17 protein-coding genes and 2 pseudogenes are annotated in these 15,801 nt (G+C 62.1%); 9 read left to right on the top strand and 10 right to left on the bottom strand.

What is annotated here, in order from left to right:
* Window positions 1-583 precede the first annotated feature (583 nt).
* Window positions 584-1,297: a GntR family transcriptional regulator gene (locus CRO75_RS12425; RefSeq protein WP_007932043.1), complete on the top strand. Its 714-nt coding sequence runs from the start codon at window positions 584-586 to the stop codon at window positions 1,295-1,297.
* Window positions 1,298-1,303: 6 nt separating this feature from the next.
* On the opposite strand, the gene CRO75_RS12420 is transcribed toward CRO75_RS12425, so the two are convergent.
* Both CRO75_RS12420 and CRO75_RS12415 read right to left on the bottom strand, forming a co-directional pair.
* Window positions 1,304-2,254, bottom strand: coding sequence for a PDR/VanB family oxidoreductase (locus tag CRO75_RS12420; RefSeq protein ID WP_097135625.1), 951 nt, complete (start codon window positions 2,252-2,254; stop codon window positions 1,304-1,306).
* 121 nt (window positions 2,255-2,375) lie between these two features.
* On the bottom strand, window positions 2,376-3,437 hold the full coding sequence (locus CRO75_RS12415; protein ID WP_097135623.1) for an aromatic ring-hydroxylating dioxygenase subunit alpha: 1,062 nt from the start codon (window positions 3,435-3,437) through the stop codon (window positions 2,376-2,378).
* A gap of 244 nt (window positions 3,438-3,681) precedes the next feature.
* Here CRO75_RS12415 and CRO75_RS12410 point away from each other — a divergent pair.
* Window positions 3,682-3,783 (top strand): annotated as a pseudogene (locus CRO75_RS12410) (tautomerase family protein); the annotation flags it as partial.
* Window position 3,784: 1 nt separating this feature from the next.
* On the opposite strand, the gene CRO75_RS12405 reads toward CRO75_RS12410, so the two are convergent.
* The 4 genes from CRO75_RS12405 to CRO75_RS12390 all read right to left on the bottom strand — a co-directional run bounded on the left by CRO75_RS12405 (window position 3,785) and on the right by CRO75_RS12390 (window position 6,048).
* A complete protein-coding gene (locus CRO75_RS12405) occupies window positions 3,785-4,477 on the bottom strand; it encodes a phytanoyl-CoA dioxygenase family protein (protein ID WP_102063191.1) in 693 nt (230 codons plus the stop codon).
* A gap of 194 nt (window positions 4,478-4,671) precedes the next feature.
* Window positions 4,672-5,058: a hypothetical protein gene (locus CRO75_RS12400; protein ID WP_097135621.1), complete on the bottom strand. Its 387-nt coding sequence runs from the start codon at window positions 5,056-5,058 to the stop codon at window positions 4,672-4,674.
* Window positions 5,059-5,192: 134 nt separating this feature from the next.
* Window positions 5,193-5,492 (bottom strand): DUF4189 domain-containing protein, encoded by a 300-nt coding sequence (locus tag CRO75_RS12395; RefSeq protein WP_097135619.1) that lies wholly within the window; start codon window positions 5,490-5,492, stop codon window positions 5,193-5,195.
* 154 nt (window positions 5,493-5,646) lie between these two features.
* The gene (locus CRO75_RS12390) at window positions 5,647-6,048 is read right to left on the bottom strand and encodes a GFA family protein (RefSeq protein WP_097135617.1); all 402 of its coding nucleotides are present in this window, start codon (window positions 6,046-6,048) and stop codon (window positions 5,647-5,649) included.
* 274 nt (window positions 6,049-6,322) lie between these two features.
* Here CRO75_RS12390 and CRO75_RS12385 point away from each other — a divergent pair, with 274 nt between their 5' ends.
* Window positions 6,323-7,375 (top strand): alpha/beta fold hydrolase, encoded by a 1,053-nt coding sequence (locus CRO75_RS12385; RefSeq protein ID WP_097135615.1) that lies wholly within the window; start codon window positions 6,323-6,325, stop codon window positions 7,373-7,375.
* Window positions 7,376-7,505: 130 nt separating this feature from the next.
* Here CRO75_RS12385 and CRO75_RS12380 read toward each other — a convergent pair whose 3' ends face one another.
* Window positions 7,506-8,042 carry an AAA family ATPase gene (locus CRO75_RS12380; protein ID WP_097135612.1) on the bottom strand — a complete coding sequence of 179 codons (537 nt, stop codon included), beginning with the start codon at window positions 8,040-8,042 and terminating at the stop codon, window positions 7,506-7,508.
* Window positions 8,043-8,323: 281 nt separating this feature from the next.
* Here CRO75_RS12380 and CRO75_RS12375 point away from each other — a divergent pair, with 281 nt between their 5' ends.
* The 4 genes and pseudogenes from CRO75_RS12375 (at window position 8,324) to CRO75_RS12355 (ending at window position 10,103) form a co-directional block, all read left to right on the top strand.
* Window positions 8,324-8,668 carry a cupin domain-containing protein gene (locus CRO75_RS12375; RefSeq protein ID WP_037004663.1) on the top strand — a complete coding sequence of 115 codons (345 nt, stop codon included), beginning with the start codon at window positions 8,324-8,326 and terminating at the stop codon, window positions 8,666-8,668.
* A gap of 169 nt (window positions 8,669-8,837) precedes the next feature.
* Window positions 8,838-8,974 (top strand): annotated as a pseudogene (locus tag CRO75_RS12365) (AsnC family transcriptional regulator); the annotation flags it as partial.
* A 45-nt stretch (window positions 8,975-9,019) separates the two neighbouring features.
* Window positions 9,020-9,481, top strand: a complete 462-nt coding sequence (locus CRO75_RS12360) for an NUDIX domain-containing protein (RefSeq protein WP_097135611.1) — start codon at window positions 9,020-9,022, stop codon at window positions 9,479-9,481.
* A 169-nt stretch (window positions 9,482-9,650) separates the two neighbouring features.
* Window positions 9,651-10,103: a hypothetical protein gene (locus CRO75_RS12355; protein ID WP_097135609.1), complete on the top strand. Its 453-nt coding sequence runs from the start codon at window positions 9,651-9,653 to the stop codon at window positions 10,101-10,103.
* Window positions 10,104-10,162: 59 nt separating this feature from the next.
* On the opposite strand, the gene CRO75_RS12350 is transcribed toward CRO75_RS12355, so the two are convergent.
* Window positions 10,163-11,914, bottom strand: coding sequence for a phospholipase D-like domain-containing protein (locus CRO75_RS12350; RefSeq protein ID WP_097135607.1), 1,752 nt, complete (start codon window positions 11,912-11,914; stop codon window positions 10,163-10,165).
* Between the two features lie 109 nt (window positions 11,915-12,023).
* Window positions 12,024-13,067 (bottom strand): alpha/beta hydrolase, encoded by a 1,044-nt coding sequence (locus CRO75_RS12345; protein WP_085531229.1) that lies wholly within the window; start codon window positions 13,065-13,067, stop codon window positions 12,024-12,026.
* Between the two features lie 391 nt (window positions 13,068-13,458).
* Between CRO75_RS12345 and CRO75_RS12340 the strand changes: the two genes are divergently transcribed.
* The gene (locus CRO75_RS12340) at window positions 13,459-14,154 is read left to right on the top strand and encodes a tRNA (adenine(22)-N(1))-methyltransferase TrmK (RefSeq protein WP_097135822.1); all 696 of its coding nucleotides are present in this window, start codon (window positions 13,459-13,461) and stop codon (window positions 14,152-14,154) included.
* A gap of 52 nt (window positions 14,155-14,206) precedes the next feature.
* Here the strand turns inward: CRO75_RS12340 and CRO75_RS12335 are convergent, their stop codons facing one another.
* Window positions 14,207-14,596 (bottom strand): MerR family transcriptional regulator, encoded by a 390-nt coding sequence (locus tag CRO75_RS12335; protein WP_097135605.1) that lies wholly within the window; start codon window positions 14,594-14,596, stop codon window positions 14,207-14,209.
* Window positions 14,597-14,670: 74 nt separating this feature from the next.
* On the opposite strand from CRO75_RS12335, the gene CRO75_RS12330 reads away from it, so the two are divergent.
* Complete coding sequence (locus CRO75_RS12330) at window positions 14,671-15,750, top strand: SDR family oxidoreductase (RefSeq protein WP_097135603.1); 1,080 nt, start codon at window positions 14,671-14,673, stop codon at window positions 15,748-15,750.
* Window positions 15,751-15,801: the final 51 nt, after the last annotated feature.

Raw genomic sequence — 15,801 nt, 5'->3', positions numbered from 1 at the left:
ACGGGGTACATATCCGTTTCTGCGGTAACGGCCACTTAGGGTTCCGCCCTTACGGCGGGTCACTTTTGGCAAACGCCCCAAAAGTAACCAAAAGGTCTTGCCCCACCACTCGGTGCCTCGCCTAGGCTCGGCATGCCCGAACGCAGGCATTGATCCGTGGGCCGCCGCCACAGGCCATCCATGGCCTGGGGCGGCTAACCCGGCATCCCTGCCGGGTTACCCACGGCTCAATGCCTGCGTTCGGCCATCGTGGTTAACGGGGCTTTCGGATCAAAAGCCAAAGCAAGAGCAAAGCAAGACGGCGGCCTGCCGGCCGGCCTGGGGGGGGCTTCCTGTAGCCGCTGCCGAGCTTGCGAGGCTGCGATCGACCCCGAAGGGGGCGCAAGGTCTGGAGATCGCTGAAGGCCTGCGGCCTTATCGCAGCCTGCGGCAGCGGCTACAGGGGAGGTGTGTCTTCCGTGGGAGCGAGGCTTGTCCGCGATGGTGTCCGTGAGGTCGCTATCGTCGGCGCGGCGCTATCCGCATGCCGCCGGCGCAAGGCTTGCGGTACTATGGCCGCCCACGTTTTCTGGAAGTTGCCTGGATGAGTAAGCCCGGTCAATTGGTGCTGGTCGCGTTGCGCAAGATGATCGCCTCGGGCGAGTTGGCGGCGGGAGAGCGGTTGATGGAGATTCCGACCGCGGAGTTGTTCGGGGTGTCGCGGATGCCGGTGCGCATGGCGTTCCGTACCCTGGAGCAGGAAGGCCTGCTGGTGCGGTTTGGCGGGCGGGGGTTCCAGGTGCGTTCGGTGAGTGCCGAGGACATCGCCGGCGCGGTCGAGGTGCGGGGTGTGCTCGAAGGGCTGGCGGCGCGCCAGACCGCCGAGCGCGGGTTGTCGGAGGCGGCGCGGGCGGCCCTGGAGTTGTGCCTGGCCCAGGGTGACCAGTTGTTCGCCAAGGGCTATGTGACCGAGGACGACCTGGAGGTCTATCACGACCTCAACATGCGTTTTCACCAGGTGATTGTCGAAGGCAGCCACAACCCGGCGATCGCCGATGCCCTGGCGCGCAACGATCATCTGCCGTTCGCCTCGGTGACCGCGCTGGCGGTGGATCGCCAGGACATGGCCCGCGAATACCGGCGCTTCAACTACGCCCATATGCAGCACCATTCGGTGTTCGATGCCCTGGTCAATCGCCAGGGCGCGCGGGCCGAGGCGATCATGCGCGAGCACGCCAACGCGACCCTGCGGTATGCCGAGATCTTCAGCAGCGCAGCGGCGGACGAGCGGATGAAGGTCATCCTCCGCCCCGCCTGACTCCCTTCAGATATCCAGCACCAGCAGCGGCGTTTTCGAGCGTGAGCAGCAGGGGGTGAACTGGTCGTTGCGCGCCTGTTCGTCCTCGGTGAGGAACAGGTCGCGGTGTTCCGGCACGCCCTCCAGCACCCGGGTCAGGCAGGTGCCGCAAATCCCTTGTTCGCAGGACATGGCAATGTCGATGCCATGGCTTTCCAGGACCTGCACCACGCTCTGGTCGGCGGGCACTTCGAAGACCTGGCCGCTGCTGGCGACCTTGACCGAGAAGCTGCCATCGGCGCGAGTATCGACGGGGGCGGCGGCGAAGTACTCGCGGTGCAGGCAGTCCTCCCGCCAGCCCGCGGCCTTGGCCGTGTCCAGCACGTGCTCCATAAAGCCGCCGGGGCCGCACACATAGACATGAACATCGTTGCGCGGCGTGGCCAGGACCTTGGCCGCGTCCAGCGCTGTCTCGGGTTCCTGGTCGAAATGCAGGAACACCCGCTCGGCGAAGGAGGAATTGCGCAGGCGTTGGACAAAGGCCGCACGCTCGCTGGAGCGGGCGCAGTAATGCAGTTCGAAATCCGCGCCGCTGTGGGCCAGGCGTTCGGCCATGCACAGGATCGGAGTGATGCCGATGCCGCCGGCGAACAGCAGGCTGCGCCGGGCTTCATGGGCCAGCGCAAACAGGTTGCGTGGCTCGCTGATGTGCAGCCGCGTGCCGGCGTGGATCTGCTCGTGCATGGCCAGTGAGCCGCCGCGGGAGGCTGGGTCCTTGAGCACGCCGATCAAGTAGCGATGGCGTTCTTCGGGGTGGTTGCACAGGGAGTATTGGCGGATCAAGCCGCCGGGCAGGTGCACATCGATATGCGCGCCGGCGCTGAAGCCCGGTAGTGGGCGCTCATCGGCACTGGCCAGTTCATAGCTGCAGATGTCCTGGGCTTCGTCGTTACGGGATACCACCACCACATCGATCATCGTCGGTCCTCCGAGTGCTGCCGCCCAGGGCGGTCACTTCTGTTTCTCTTTTGTTGGATAAAGGCTGGGTAAAGGGCAGGGCGCGGCACGGGTGCACTACCGGCGTAGTGCCGCGCAGGGCTCAGGCCGTGGCCGTGGCGATCAGTTGTGCTTCGCCGGCGCGCTCCTTGGCGATCAGGCGCTCCAGCACCCGCCGCGACTGCACGCCGCCGGCGTCGATATTCAGCTTGAGCAGGTTGCGCGTGGGGTGGGCCAGCAGGTTCTGTTGCTGGCGTTCGAGCATCTCCAGGTCTTCGCTGAAAATCTTGCCCTGGCCCTCGCGAATGCTCGCGGTCAGCGCCTCGTCCCGCGGGTTGAAGTTGCGCGCCATGCCCCAGAAGTACCAGATCGAGGTGTCGCTCTCCGGGGTGATGAAGTCGACCACTATGCTCGAGGCCTTGGAGTGCGCCGGCGCGTTGTAGCCGCCCTGGCCGGCGTGGGCCACGCCGACTTCGATCAGCACATGGCTGGGCGGGGTGAAGCGGCAGATCTGCCAGCGGTCCACCGGCACGTCGTCGGCCAGGCCGTTGCCGCGCAGGGCCATGCGCCAGAACGGCGGAGCCATGATGTTTTCCATATGCCGCGCGGTGACCACCTCGTCGCCTTCGACCGTGGTCACCGGCGGCGCCTCGTCGATTTCCTTCTGGCCGATGCTGGAGGCGTGGACGTAGGTTTCGTGGGTCAGGTCCATCAGGTTGTCGATCATCAGCCGGTAGTCGCAGGCGATATGGAACAGCCCGCCGCCGTAGGCCCACTCGTCGCTGACCGCCCATTCCAGATGATGGATCTGCGCCGGGTCGGCCAGCGCCTGGTCGCCGGGCCAGACCCAGATAAAACCGTAGCGCTCGACCACGGCATAGGTCTTGTTGCACGGGAAGCCGCGCACCCGTTGCCCGGGCATTGCCACGGTCTTGCCATCGCAGCCCATCACCAGCCCGTGATAACCGCACACCAGGTTGCCGTTTTCCACATACCCCAGGGAGAGCGGTGCGCCGCGATGGGGGCAGAAGTCCTCGACCGCCGCCACCCGGCCTTCCAGCCCACGGTAAAACACCATCTTCTCCCCACAGATCTGCCGGCCCAGGGGCTTGTCGGCGATTTCATCGGGGGGGCAGGCAACGTACCAAGTGTTCTTGGGGTACATGTAGGCTCTCCAGGGGAGTGATTGTTTTTATTTAATGGATCCATTAGAGAGGCTGCGGTGTTTGAGTGTCAACGATGATGTTCAAGCTATAGGCTTATTTATGGGCGATTATCGGACTTGCAGCTGTTGACTTGTTTTTAATGGATCCATTGGCAAGTGTTGTTAAACACCCCCCCAATGACAGAAAAAACGCCAGCGATGAAGGAGGGATGTCGACGTTCGTCGACCCGAGCTGGCGAGAGTGCGACTGGGCCGGGCGCCAGGCATCGATGCCGAGGATGTGATGGTGGTGATTACCACCACTGAGGCAGAAGCCTGGTCGTTTGGCGGTGGGCGGGGCAATTAGTCTACCTATGCGTTTCTGGTATCAGTCCTATCCAATCCAACGGATCGAAGCGCTCGGTGGTGTCCATCCGGATATTGCGCAGGCCCAGGGTTTCCAGGTGCGAGGCATAGAGGGGCTCGGAAAAATAGCTGATCAGGAGCGAGCGACGGCGTGCGCCGCTTGGGTTCAGGCAGCCCGCGTGCAGCAGATCGACATCGAACACCAGGATGTCCCCGGCGGAGCCTGAAAGCTGCACGGACCGCGACTCGTCGGTGAAGTCGAGTGGCGGCTCTCCCGGCCCGGGGCGATGGCTGCCGGGGACGATACGGGTGGCGCCGTTCTCGGGGCCATAGTCGTCGAAAAAAGCCAGGGCGTTGGCTATGTCGCCTGGCCGCTGGGCCGACAGGTCGCGGTGCAGCTGCTGCTGACCACCCCCGGCAAGGGGTTCGCGGCCCTCCACCTGGGAGAGGAAGAAGCGCTCCCCGATCAACTCGCTCACCACCGCCAGCACCTGCGGCAGGCGACACACCGCCTGAACCTTCGAATCCGCGTCCAGCAGCGAATGGCGCCAGTCCATGCCACGGGGCACAGGCCATTGGTTCGACGGCATCACGCCCGCGTCGAACACGGCACGCAGCTCACCCAGCCACTCGGCCGGGATCGCTTGGCGCAGCAGCACGTAACCCTGTCGATGGAGTTGCTCGCGGTCGGTCATGCTTTCCTTGACTCCCTTATCCGCAACGCTCCCCACGCAACGCTCCGGAGCCAGACAAAAGTGCGGGTCAATGACCCAGCGTAGCTTTTGCCAGTCCTGGGCGCGGAGCGAATGGTGCCGAGTGCCGTAATGGGGGGGGCAGAGGTTGGCACCTTGCTTGAGCACTGCCTTCACAGGCCAATGCCATCGATGAGCTAGGAGGCGTGAAGCCCGGATTGGTCCCGCCGATACATCAGGGATTCGTACTGAAATGACACCAGGAAATGTGCGTCGGACTCGGCGGCAATGGCCTCGACGAACATCTTCAGGTCATCGAGTGGAGAGCTGTCTTCGGGGGCAGGGCCTTTGATTCTGAAGTCGCAACGAACCACGACCGGAAATGACAGCCCCCGGGTGTCTTCCGCATAAATAGCCTGCTCGTCAAATGAGCGTTTGGCGCGGACTGACAGGCCGGATGGGAAATGGGCGAACACCGAGCTGTCATCGCCGACCAGATCCAGCCCACCCAGGGTACGCGCGACGTTAGTGAGTAGGTTCAGTGAAAGGCGCTCGTCAGCCTCGAGATGAATATCGAGTCCCATTTTTTAAGGTGAACCTCTGATTGTGAGTGTTTCTAGACGGGCAGTGCCCTGCTGGCCAGTGGGCTGGCCAACAGCAGGTATCGAGTCGAGTGACGCCAGTAGATCACGAGGCGCCACGATGACCGGCTCAACGGCTATTTTTTGCACTCCGCCAACACCACTTTGCAGGTGCCGGGCGTGCCGCCGGAACGGCCGGCATAACGGATGCAGTTATTCAGGGATTTCTGGCGCGCCATGCTCAGGGTGGAGCCCCAGGCCAGGCCGCCCTCGCCGGAAGTGGGCAGCGCCTTGGCGTAACAGTTCGAGCCGATGCTGGCGGTCGAATAACGATACTTGGCGGCGTTGCTTGAGCATCCCGCGATCAGCGCCAGGTTGATGGCGAGCAGGGAAAACAGGATCCATGACGAGTAGTGGCGTACTGCTTTTCTGGTCATTCCGGTTCCCCTGTATCAAGACGGTAGAAACGTGTTTGCAGTGCTGCTCTATTCAGCTTAGAGGGTATCGCGCCTGGCCTTGGAGCCGTCTGGCGGAGTGGGTGCGTTTGGCCGTGCCTTACGTCGGTTGCCATCCGTTTTTGCCTTGTTGCCGTCATGGGTGTTGCGACCAATGATCCTGGATTTCGTACCACGCTGCCTTGAACGCCACCTGAATGTGTTTCTGTTTATCGGCGGTGAAGGGCGTATCCAGGGTGCCCAGGGCGATCGAGATCCAGTCGGCGTGTTCGCCCTGGTCCCTGGACCAGAACAGTGACGAACCGCACTGGCCGCAAAACTGGCGCAGCACCGATTCGGAGGATCGATAGGACTGGAGGCTCTCGGCACCCTGAACGATGCGCAGATCGCTGCGCAACACACTGCCATAGCTGGCGAATGCCGCCCCATGGCTTTTCCGGCACTGGCTGCAATGGCAGTGGGAAAGTGCCTTGGGGCGGGACGAGAGCTGGTATTCGACGGCGCCGCAAAGGCAGCTGCCCTGGAAGGTGTCAGTCATTTAAGGGCGCACCTTGAACGGAAGGGCGCCCATTTAAGCAGTCGGTGCTGGGGATGTCGAACGGTTGGATCCACAGCCTAAAGCGGACGTTCAACCTTCTCACCAAAGGCCGCGAACAGCGTTAACGATGAAAACTATGCACGGCGGTTCGAGTGTGGGCTTTAATGCTCGTGCTTAAATGCAGCCACATTGCTTCGACTCCGTACGGAGGTGGATGCGCCTGATGGCGGATTCAGGTTGCTGCGCACTTGTCTCATTCAAGGAAGAAACGACATTGAAAATAGCTTTCGGCGCCCTGTTGTTGACCTGGCTGGCTACTACCGCACTCGCTGACGAGACCCCTGTCGGCTTCCAAACTTCCATACTGGCGGACTCGCACAATGGGCGCGCGCTGGAGATGGTCGTCTGGTACCCCAGCGCAACTACCGCAGCCACGCAGATGATTGGCGATGATGTGGTGTTCGTCGGGGCTCCTGCCGTTCGTGACGCGCCGCCCGCTGCTGGCAAGCATCCATTGTTGGTGCTCTCCCACGGGTACAGAGGTAACTGGAACAACCAGATCTGGCTTGCCAGTGCCCTGGCTCACAGGGGTTACATCGTCGCCGCACTCAATCACCCTGGCACCACCACTCATGACCTTAGCCCTCAAGCCGCGGCGCAGTTATGGCAGCGGCCCGTCGATTTGCGCCGAGTCATTGACAGGGTCACGACTCAACCTGAAAAGTTCGGCTCGGTCGCCAATGACCGAATTGCGGTAGTGGGTCATTCACTGGGCGGCTGGACCGCCCTGGAGATCGCCGGTGCTCGTTTCGATCCAGACCGCTTCGCCCAGGAGTGCAAAGCCCACCCGCAGTTATCAAGTTGCACCAACTATGGAAAGATAAAACCCGCAAGAACCTCGGAGTCAAAGGCCGCGTTGGCCGCCGATTTGCGCGATAAACGCGTCACTGCCGTGGTTGCATTGGACTTGGGTTTTTCACGGGGGCTGACCGATGAAAGCCTGGCCGCGCTGCCGGTACCAGCGCTGGTGATCGCTGCCGGCGCACCATCGCACGACCTTCCCGCTGAGTTGGAGTCTGCCAACCTGGCCAAACGCCTGCCTCCGGCGTCAAGCCGCTACGTCGAAATCAGCGACGCAAGCCATTTCAGCTTCTTGTCGGTATGCAAACCTGGCGCGGAGCTCATGCTCGAAGAAGACGTACCAGGCGATGGCATCATTTGCCGGGATGGCGACAGCGCTCGCTCGCGTGAGGTGATTCAACAGCAGGTTGCATCGCTGATAGCAGAGTTTCTTCAGTCATCCATCGACAAAGAAGACAGTTTGTAGGCTCGTGATACGAGAGCTGCCGCAGCTCAACAAAAAAACCGCTGGAGCAGTTTCAGCGCCGGTGCAATCTTTCGGATCGGTTGAATCCCCAGCCCAAAGCGGACGTTGTGCCGGGAAGGCGACCCTGCATTCATTCAAGGCAGGCTTCGGGCGTCGCCGGCAAGCTGTCGAGAAACGCGGCAATCTGCCGGGCACCGCGCAAGTGCAGCGTGGGAATCTGCGGGCCTATGGTCAGGCGCACCGCTTCGATCCCTGGGCGATAGTCGCGATCGAAAGTCCAGACGAAACGCAGGAAGGTCAGGAACGCCCGGTTGAGCTTTTCCGTGCAGCCTGCGGCAAGGTCAGGCCGGGGACGGTTCAGGAGGCTGCGTATGATCACCCGGGTGAAACAGGTGAGCCGTGGCGTATCGAGCCAGATGATCAGGTCGGCACGGGGCAGGCGAAGGTCGAAGGTGCGCCGGGCATAGTTGCCTTCACACACCCAGGCAGCCGGTGCGAGCGCCGCGCGGACCCGTTCGCGGAACTGCTCGGCGTCGGGTTCGACCCAACCGGGTTCCCAGAACAGCGTGTCCAGGTGGACCACAGGCAGATTCCGGCGCTTGCCGAGGGCACGGGCGAGGGTGGATTTGCCGCTCCCGGCATTACCCAGAATTACAATCCGTTGCATGGGCGCTTCCTGTCGCGAAAAAAGCCGGCGATTGTGCAGGTTTTGCATCGCCAGTTAAAGGCGAATAGCGGGGGCGACTGCACCGGGAATGGAGTGTGTGTTGCCAGTGTGGGGCCTGAAGCCGAGAGCGGGATGTCGATCCATCCTGGTCCCCATTGAACACCCGCTTCCGGTCCTGTCATGAAAAGCCGCTTCCGACCCTTTGTCGCCTGTCGGCAGCGCTCGCCTTTTCGGGGTGTCTACTGCTAGTGAAGCCCTGTAGGTACAGGGAGGAGAGCAGCATGAGCAATGAACAGGTAGCACCGGAAACCAAAGGGGTTGCAGTGCAGGTACTGGCAACCATTGACCTGGGTCCCGAAATCGAGGGCATGGCCGGGCGCCAACTCAGAATGCGCCTGGTGACCATCGAGCCTGGAGGCGTATTCGGGCCGATCCACAACCATAAAGACCGGCCTGGCGTCGTCTACATACTGGAAGGCACCATCACTGACCATCGCGAGGGCGGCGACACGGACTATGGCCCGGGAGTGGGGTGGCCCGAGGACCGGGACACCACGCACTGGCTTGAGAACAAAGGGCCGATTCCGGCGCGGGAGATCTCGGTCGATATTATCCGGCAAGAGTGAGCCCGGGCCGAACATCGATACGGGCGAGCCCGCCGCGCGGTTCGCCCAATGCCCATCATTCCCCCGCCCCCGCCGCGCCATTGGCAGGGTCGCCCTCGGCCAGCAGGCGCATCAGGATTTCCCGTTCCTTCGGCCCTGGCACCAGGCCGCGGGTCTGGCCTTCCCGAGGCTGCACCTCATCACCCGTGACCTGCCGGCCTTCCAGCTGCTTTATGATGACCGCCTGTCCAAGCTGCCCAACGTCCAGCGCCTGACCTCGACCCGGTGATGAAGCGGCTGATTCAGGCCTGCTCGCTAGCGCTGTGAGACGCGTCGACGCATACATCAGAACAACACTTCAGGGAGATACCGATGCGTGAACGAAAATCGGCAAGATTGCTGGTCATCAACCCTTCGCGAAAGGTCCTGCTGTTCCGGTTCCTGCACAAGGAAGGGGCGCTGGCGGGGGATGACTATTGGGCCACGCCCGGTGGCGGGCTTGAAGGGGACGAAACCTTCCAGGTCGCGGCGATTCGTGAATTGCACGAGGAAACCGGTATTCAGGTCTGCGCGGTGGGAGAGCCGGTGGCCGGTCGCCGGTTCCCCATGCAGTTGCCCTGTGGCGAGTGGGTGACCTCTGTCGAGCAGTATTTTGTGGTGCATGCGCCAGACCAGCCGCTCTCTCGTGCAGGCTGGACCTCGGCCGAGGCCCAGGTAATGGCCGATCATCATTGGTGGTCCGCCGATGATCTGCGATCCACCGAGGCCATCGTCTGGCCGCAAGCGTTGGTGGAGATGCTGGAAGAGGCGGGGGTATTCGAGCCGTCCTTGTAGCGTTTTTTTTCCGCGGGCTGATCCTGGCTTGATGCGGGGCTGTCGATACCCCGCGCAGTCGGGACGTTCCGGCTGGCGGCTTATGCCGTCGATCCAGATTCGCCCTCGACATTCACAACGGTGCCGTCGGTTCGTTCCTCTCTCTACCAACCATTAGAGGGAACGCCCGATGAAAAACACCGAACTCAGCCACATCATCCTCAGTGACCACTCGCGCATCGAGGCCGCCATCAGTACCGGCGCGGCCTGGGAAGTCTGGTTCCAGGTCGAGTTTCTGATCCTGCTACGCACAGCCCGCCTGGGGGTCGCTCGCGAAGTGCCTTACCCAGAGCCGAACGAGACCCGGCGTCTGGATGTACTGGCCAGCCAGGGGGTCAAGAGCTATGCCATCGAGGTGAAAGTCGAGAGCGCCACCAACGCCGGCGACAAACTGCTGGCGAAAGCCCGCAAGGATATTGTGAAAATCGCCAAATACACCGAGCCGGTCGAGGCCCGCTGGGTGGTTGCCCTGGCCTATAGCGACGAGGCCAAGCACATGTTGCACGGTTTCACGGTGGAGAACAGCGGCCACGCCATCTACAACGAGGCCGGTTCGATCGGCTGCATGATCTTCTCGGTCTGACCCGCACAGGCGCCAGCAGGACATGAGGCCTTCCTGGCGCCTTTCGACAGTTCGCGCCCTTAGTGAGAGAACAACTGCCGGTCGCCCTGTTTCTGCGAGCCTGCGGCGTAGTACGCCTCGAACCAGGCGGGCTGGCCCGAGATCGCCGTGGGTCTTTTCAGCACCAGTGGCGGTGGCTGTCTCCCCTGGGTCTCATCGGCGCTGGTGAAGGCTTTTTGCATCACGCTGCGAAAGTGCAGGTGATCGAATATCAGCAGGGCCTGGATGGCATAGACCACGGCGATTTTCTGGTCCTCGATCAGGATCAGGTGATCGCCGTTTTTTTCTTCCCCCGAGACCGACAGGTTCGAGGAACCGGTGAAGACCTTGGCGCTCGGCAGGTTGAAATCGGTGACGACAAACTTGTTGTGCACGGAAATGCCGGTGCCGCCGGACCACTCGCTGCGAAAAGGCTCCGGTGCGTACTTGGCGAGATAGGCGAAATCCACCTCGGCCGATGTGCCATCGGGCTTGATCACATCCATGCCCGAGGCCTTGTCGGTCACGCCATAGTTGAACACCGGACGCTTGTAGAGGCGGCTGATCGACTCGTACAGGGGGCCGCTGGTGATCTGATTGAGGAAGGCGATGTTGAACAGCACCGAGCGGCTGGCCTGGTCGATCGCGCCGCCGATCGGGCTGAGCGACAGGTCGCTGCCGCTGTGTGGCGAGAAACAGAAATGCAGGCGCGGGCCGGCGGTCGTCGCGGTGCCGGTTTCGATCACGTGCCATTTCTGCGCCAGGTCGCTGGCCTCGAAGTTTTTCGGATCGCTGAAGCTGGCGTCGAAGACCCGGCCGAACAGGTCCGCTACCTCGAGATGCTTGAACAACAGTGCATTGTTGTTCTGCACATAACAGCCGCGGAAGCTGAAGTTGGTGGAGCCGCACAGCACCTGGTAAGGCTTACCGTTGCGCCGGGCGATCAGCACCTTGTGATGCTGCAGGCCATGGAAATGACTGCGTCGAACCCGGTCCGCGCCGGCCGAGTCCACCAGGCGGCTGGCGGCCCGGGTCTCGCAGCTGTCGGGGGCGGCGTGATCGCCGGCGTCGTCGATAATGATGCGCAGGCGACTACCCAGCGCCTCCAGTCTGGCGAGGATGTCCGGTTCGTTGAAGTCGTAGGCGAAGACATCGAGGGTGGTGCCCGGCTGCCGCAGGACTTCATCCAGCACCGCGAAAATCATCGACACCGCCTCGAAGCCGAGCCATTGGTACATGGCTGTCTCGGTCTTCGGGTGGTCGAGCCCGTCCTTGGTTTTCGATGGAATCAGGCTCTTGCCATACACATCGACCTTGACGCCCGCGGGTACCCGGTCGCGGAAGGCCTGCGAGGAGGTGAAGCCCCGGGTGAAACCAATGTCGAGGATGCCTTCGTAGCTGATGGGGTCGAGGTCGATCGCCAGTTCGATGGCCGTGCCGGGAACCAGCTGGCCGTCATTGGCCATGTGCATCATCCGGCCCCGGTAGGTGAAGGTGCCTTGCTCGACCTCATGGGGAACGTGAACCCAGCGAAACTTCTGGAAGGGCGCTTCCAGCGAGGAAAACTTGCGCTGGCCATCGACCGCGCTGTGGGTGGGCTCGTCGTAGGCAAAGGCGATGCGGTTGAGCAGGGGCTTGAACGCGTCGGTGCCGGGGAACCTGCATTCGATGGCAAAGCCCACGAGGTCCGCGGGAGGACTCTCGACATCGAAACCGATCAGACACATGCGTTCGCCGCGCCACAGTTTCATGGTGAAACCATCGATCGTCTGTGCGTTCTGGAAAGCGGACATGAGCAGCGCTCCTTGCTGTGGCATGTGGGTCAAGAGGGTATCCAGCATTCTGTAGCCTAGAGCAAAACGCCAGCCCCTTCATGGCGGGGGGCTGGCAGCAGAACCCTGGTCAAAGACGATCCGCATCGATCACCGCCTGGGCGAATGCCCGCGGGTCTTCCTGCGGCAGATTGTGGCCGATGCCGCCGCTGATCAGGCGGAACTGGTATTTGCCGGTGAAGCGCTTGGCGTAATCCGCGGGGTTCGGGTGCGGCGCGCCGTTGGCATCGCCTTCGAGGGTGATGGTCGGCACGCTGATGGTTGGGGCCGTGGCCAGTTTCTGCTCCAGGGTGGCGTAGCGGCTTTCGCCTTGAACCAGCCCCAGGCGCCAGCGGTAGTTGAACACCGTGATGTCGACGTGGTCGGGGTTGTCCAGGGCCTTGGCGCTGCGCTCGAAGGTGGCGTCGTCGAACGTCCATTGCGGCGAGGCCAGTTGCCAGATCAGCTTGGCGAAGTCGTGAGTGTTTTTCTCATAGCCGGCGCGACCGCGATCGGTGGCGAAATAGAACTGGTACCACCACTGCAATTCCGCCTTGGGCGGTAGCGGATTCTGGCCGGCCGCCTGGTTGCCGATCAGGTAGCCGCTGACCGACACCAGCGCCTTGACCCGCTCCGGCCACAGCGCCGAGACGATGTCCGCCGAACGCGCGCCCCAGTCATAACCGCCAAGCACCGCTTGCTTGATCTTCAGCGCATCCATGAAGTCGATGACGTCACTGGCCAGCGCGGCCGGTTGGCCATTGCGCAGGGTTTTCGCCGACAGGAAACGGGTATCGCCATAGCCGCGGGCATAGGGCATCAGCACCCGATAACCCTTGGCGGCCAGCAAGGGCGCGACCTCATCAAAGCTGTGAATGTCGTACGGCCAGCCGTGCAGCAGAATCACCACCGGGCCATCGGTCGGGCCGGTTTCGGCGTATGCCACGTCCAGCAGCCCGGCGTTGACATGCTTCAACGGGCCGAAAGGCGAGGGGGCGGCATAAGTGGTGCCGGTGCTACCCGCGTCGGCTTGCGCCGCCGTGTTCGTCTGCGCCTGGGCCGTGCCGAGGATGCCGAACAGGGTGAGGGCCAGGACCGACGCGCCGATTGTGTGGTTGCGCAGTGTCATCTTCATGCTGATCTCTCCATTGGATTGCAAGCCGGGGGTGAGGATCTGGCCGATCCCCTTCAACCTGGGTTGCATTTGACGGCTGCGACGTATCTGGCCTGTGTCCGAATCCCGGGGCGGATGCAAGCTTATGTAGCGGGAGGTGATGTAGACACACTGCGATACATAGGGGATGGGCAGAAGGGCTGGGGCGTCCCATTCCCGCCTCCCGGGCTGCGCAAAGCTCGAGGCAAAAGTGGCTTTTGCCCCGGCTTGCCTTGGCGCCGATACGCGAGCGGCGGGGCGGGGCGAACCAGGGGGCCGGTCGCATAAATTTGAAATGCACGGCATTGCCCGACAGAATCGCGCCCTGATCCGGCCAAAGGCGCCGGAGGTTCGTGGTGAAAAGGGGCGGCAGTTGAACCAACAGACATTGTCCATGCGCCTGGAGCGCGTGGCGGCGCATGTGCCAGTGGGTGCGCGCCTGGCCGATATCGGCTCGGACCACGGCTACCTGCCGGTGGCGTTGCTGCGCCGGGGCCTCATCGCCGCGGCGGTGGCCGGCGAGGTGGCGGTGACGCCGTTCCACGCGGCCCAGCGCAGCGTGCGTGAAAACGCCCTGGAGTCGGGCATCAGCGTGCGCCTGGCCAACGGCCTGGCGGCGATCGAGCCGGAAGACGGAATCACGGCAATCAGCCTTTGCGGCATGGGCGGCGAGACCATCCGCGACATCCTCGACAGCGGCAAGGCGCGCCTGAATGGCCAGGAACGCCTGATCCTGCAGCCCAACGGCGGCGAGCAGCCCCTGCGCCAATGGCTGATGGAGCATGGCTACCGCATCCTCGACGAGGAAGTGCTGCGGGAAAACCGCTTTTTCTACGAAATCATCGTCGCCGAGCGCGCCGGGCCGGTGAGCTACACCGCCGAGGAACTGTACTTCGGCCCGCTCCAACTGCAGGCCCGCAGCCCGGCCTTCCTGGCTAAATGGCAACGCATGCTGCGCCTGAAACACAAGACCTTGGCCCACTTCGCCCGGGCGCGGCAGGCCGTGCCCGAGGAGAAGGTCCAGGACATCGTCCGGCAGGCCCGGTGGATCAGCGAGTTGCTGGCTTGAGCGCGGTAAACTGGAAGCAGGCTGCAACTTCCGTGTCCCAGAGGCTGACCGTTCAGTTGGAAGCGTTGTTCAACTGCTGAAGCTCAAGTTGCTTGGCAGCACTGGCTTCGAGGGTTGCACGCTCTTCATCCAGATACCGATAGATGCCTTGGAGGTTGGCGATTTTCTGTTTGATTTCTGCCATCTTCTTTTCAATTAGCTTGGCGCCGTCAGCACAATCGATCAGCTTGTTGCGCTGCGCATCCAGAATCTCGCCTATTTCCCCCAGGGAAAACCCCATGCTTTGCGCGCGCTGGATAAAGTCCAGGTCCTGCAGAGTTTGCATTGTGTAAACGCGATAGTTGTTAGTTTGCCGCAGCGGTGAGATCAGGCCGATTTGCTCGTAGTAACGCAGCGTATGGCGGCTGGCGCCGCTGCGGGCTTCGAGTTCGCCGATCTTCATGAAAACACCGCTTGACCATAGAGTTGGGTCGATAGTTTACGCTCGATTTCTCACCTTAAACAAGGAACAGGGAAATGAGCGTGGAGTGTTTTGTCACCGGGGGTACCGGCTTCATCGGTCAACATCTGGTGGCGTACCTGAGTGCCAAAGGTCACACAGTTCGGGTGTTGATGCGTCGCCCGGAGCGACTGGCTGCACTGCGCGAGCAAGTCGATAATTTGGGAGGGTGCGCAACCCGGGTATTTGCCGTAGCTGGCGATCTGGAACAGGACAACCTCGGGCTGAGTCTTGCTGACCGAGAAGTGCTAAGGCACGCCAGAGTCATATTCCACCTGGGCGCCCACTTCGCATGGGGGCTTTCAGTGGAGCAGTCTCGTGCGGTGAATGTGGAAGGGGCAAAGCGCGTGGCGCTGTTGGCGGCTGAGCAAAAAAGCCGGTTAGTGATGATCGGCGGCTACATGCTGAAAAATCATGAGCATCTGCAACGCATCGGAATTGATCCTCGTTATCCGCAGCGGACGAATTGGCCTGCCGTCTACCGACAGGTCGGTGGTTACGAGGGGAGCAAGCTGGAGGCGCATTTTGCGACCCTGGAGGTCATGTCCGCCAAGGGCGGGGAGATGACCGTTGTCCACCCTGCGACGGTCTGTGGCCACAGCCGCACGGGGCATATCCTTGACGGTCAGCCGTTGGTGGCGCTGATACGCAACCTTGTGCAGGGAAAGCTGACGGCAGTGCCCGGTACCGCCGAGCACTGGCTGCCGCTGGTCACCGTGGATTACCTGGTTGAGCTGGTGGCGGTGTGTGCTTTCGATCCTGCCATGGTGGGCCAGGAACTGCTGGCGCTTGATGACCAGACTCCCAACTTGCGAGAACTCCTGGTACAGGCGGCACAACCTCTGGGCTTAAAGTCCCCCAAGCATTACATTCCACTGCGATTGCTGAAGTTGCTACTGAGTATTGCTCCCGTCGCGCGGTTTTTGAACACAAAACCCGAAGCCTTGGACTTTATCCAGACCACGCGTTTTGATACGGTCGCGGCCGAGCAATTTGCCAACAGGCATGGAATAGCCAAACCGGATATACGCCAGTCCTTGCAGCACACTGCGACGTTCGTCAACTCATATTGCCTAGCCAAGGGCCAGGCCCTCTGACTTCTCCCAGGGGAGTGAACCTGATCCACCCACTTTTTTCCGCCATTTCGT

The sequence above is a fragment of the Pseudomonas sp. LAMO17WK12:I10 genome (assembly GCF_900215185.1).
Lineage (GTDB): Bacteria > Pseudomonadota > Gammaproteobacteria > Pseudomonadales > Pseudomonadaceae > Aquipseudomonas > Aquipseudomonas chlororaphis.
Note: the sequence above shows the minus strand (reverse complement) of the source record. Positions and strands in the feature narration are given on the sequence as shown.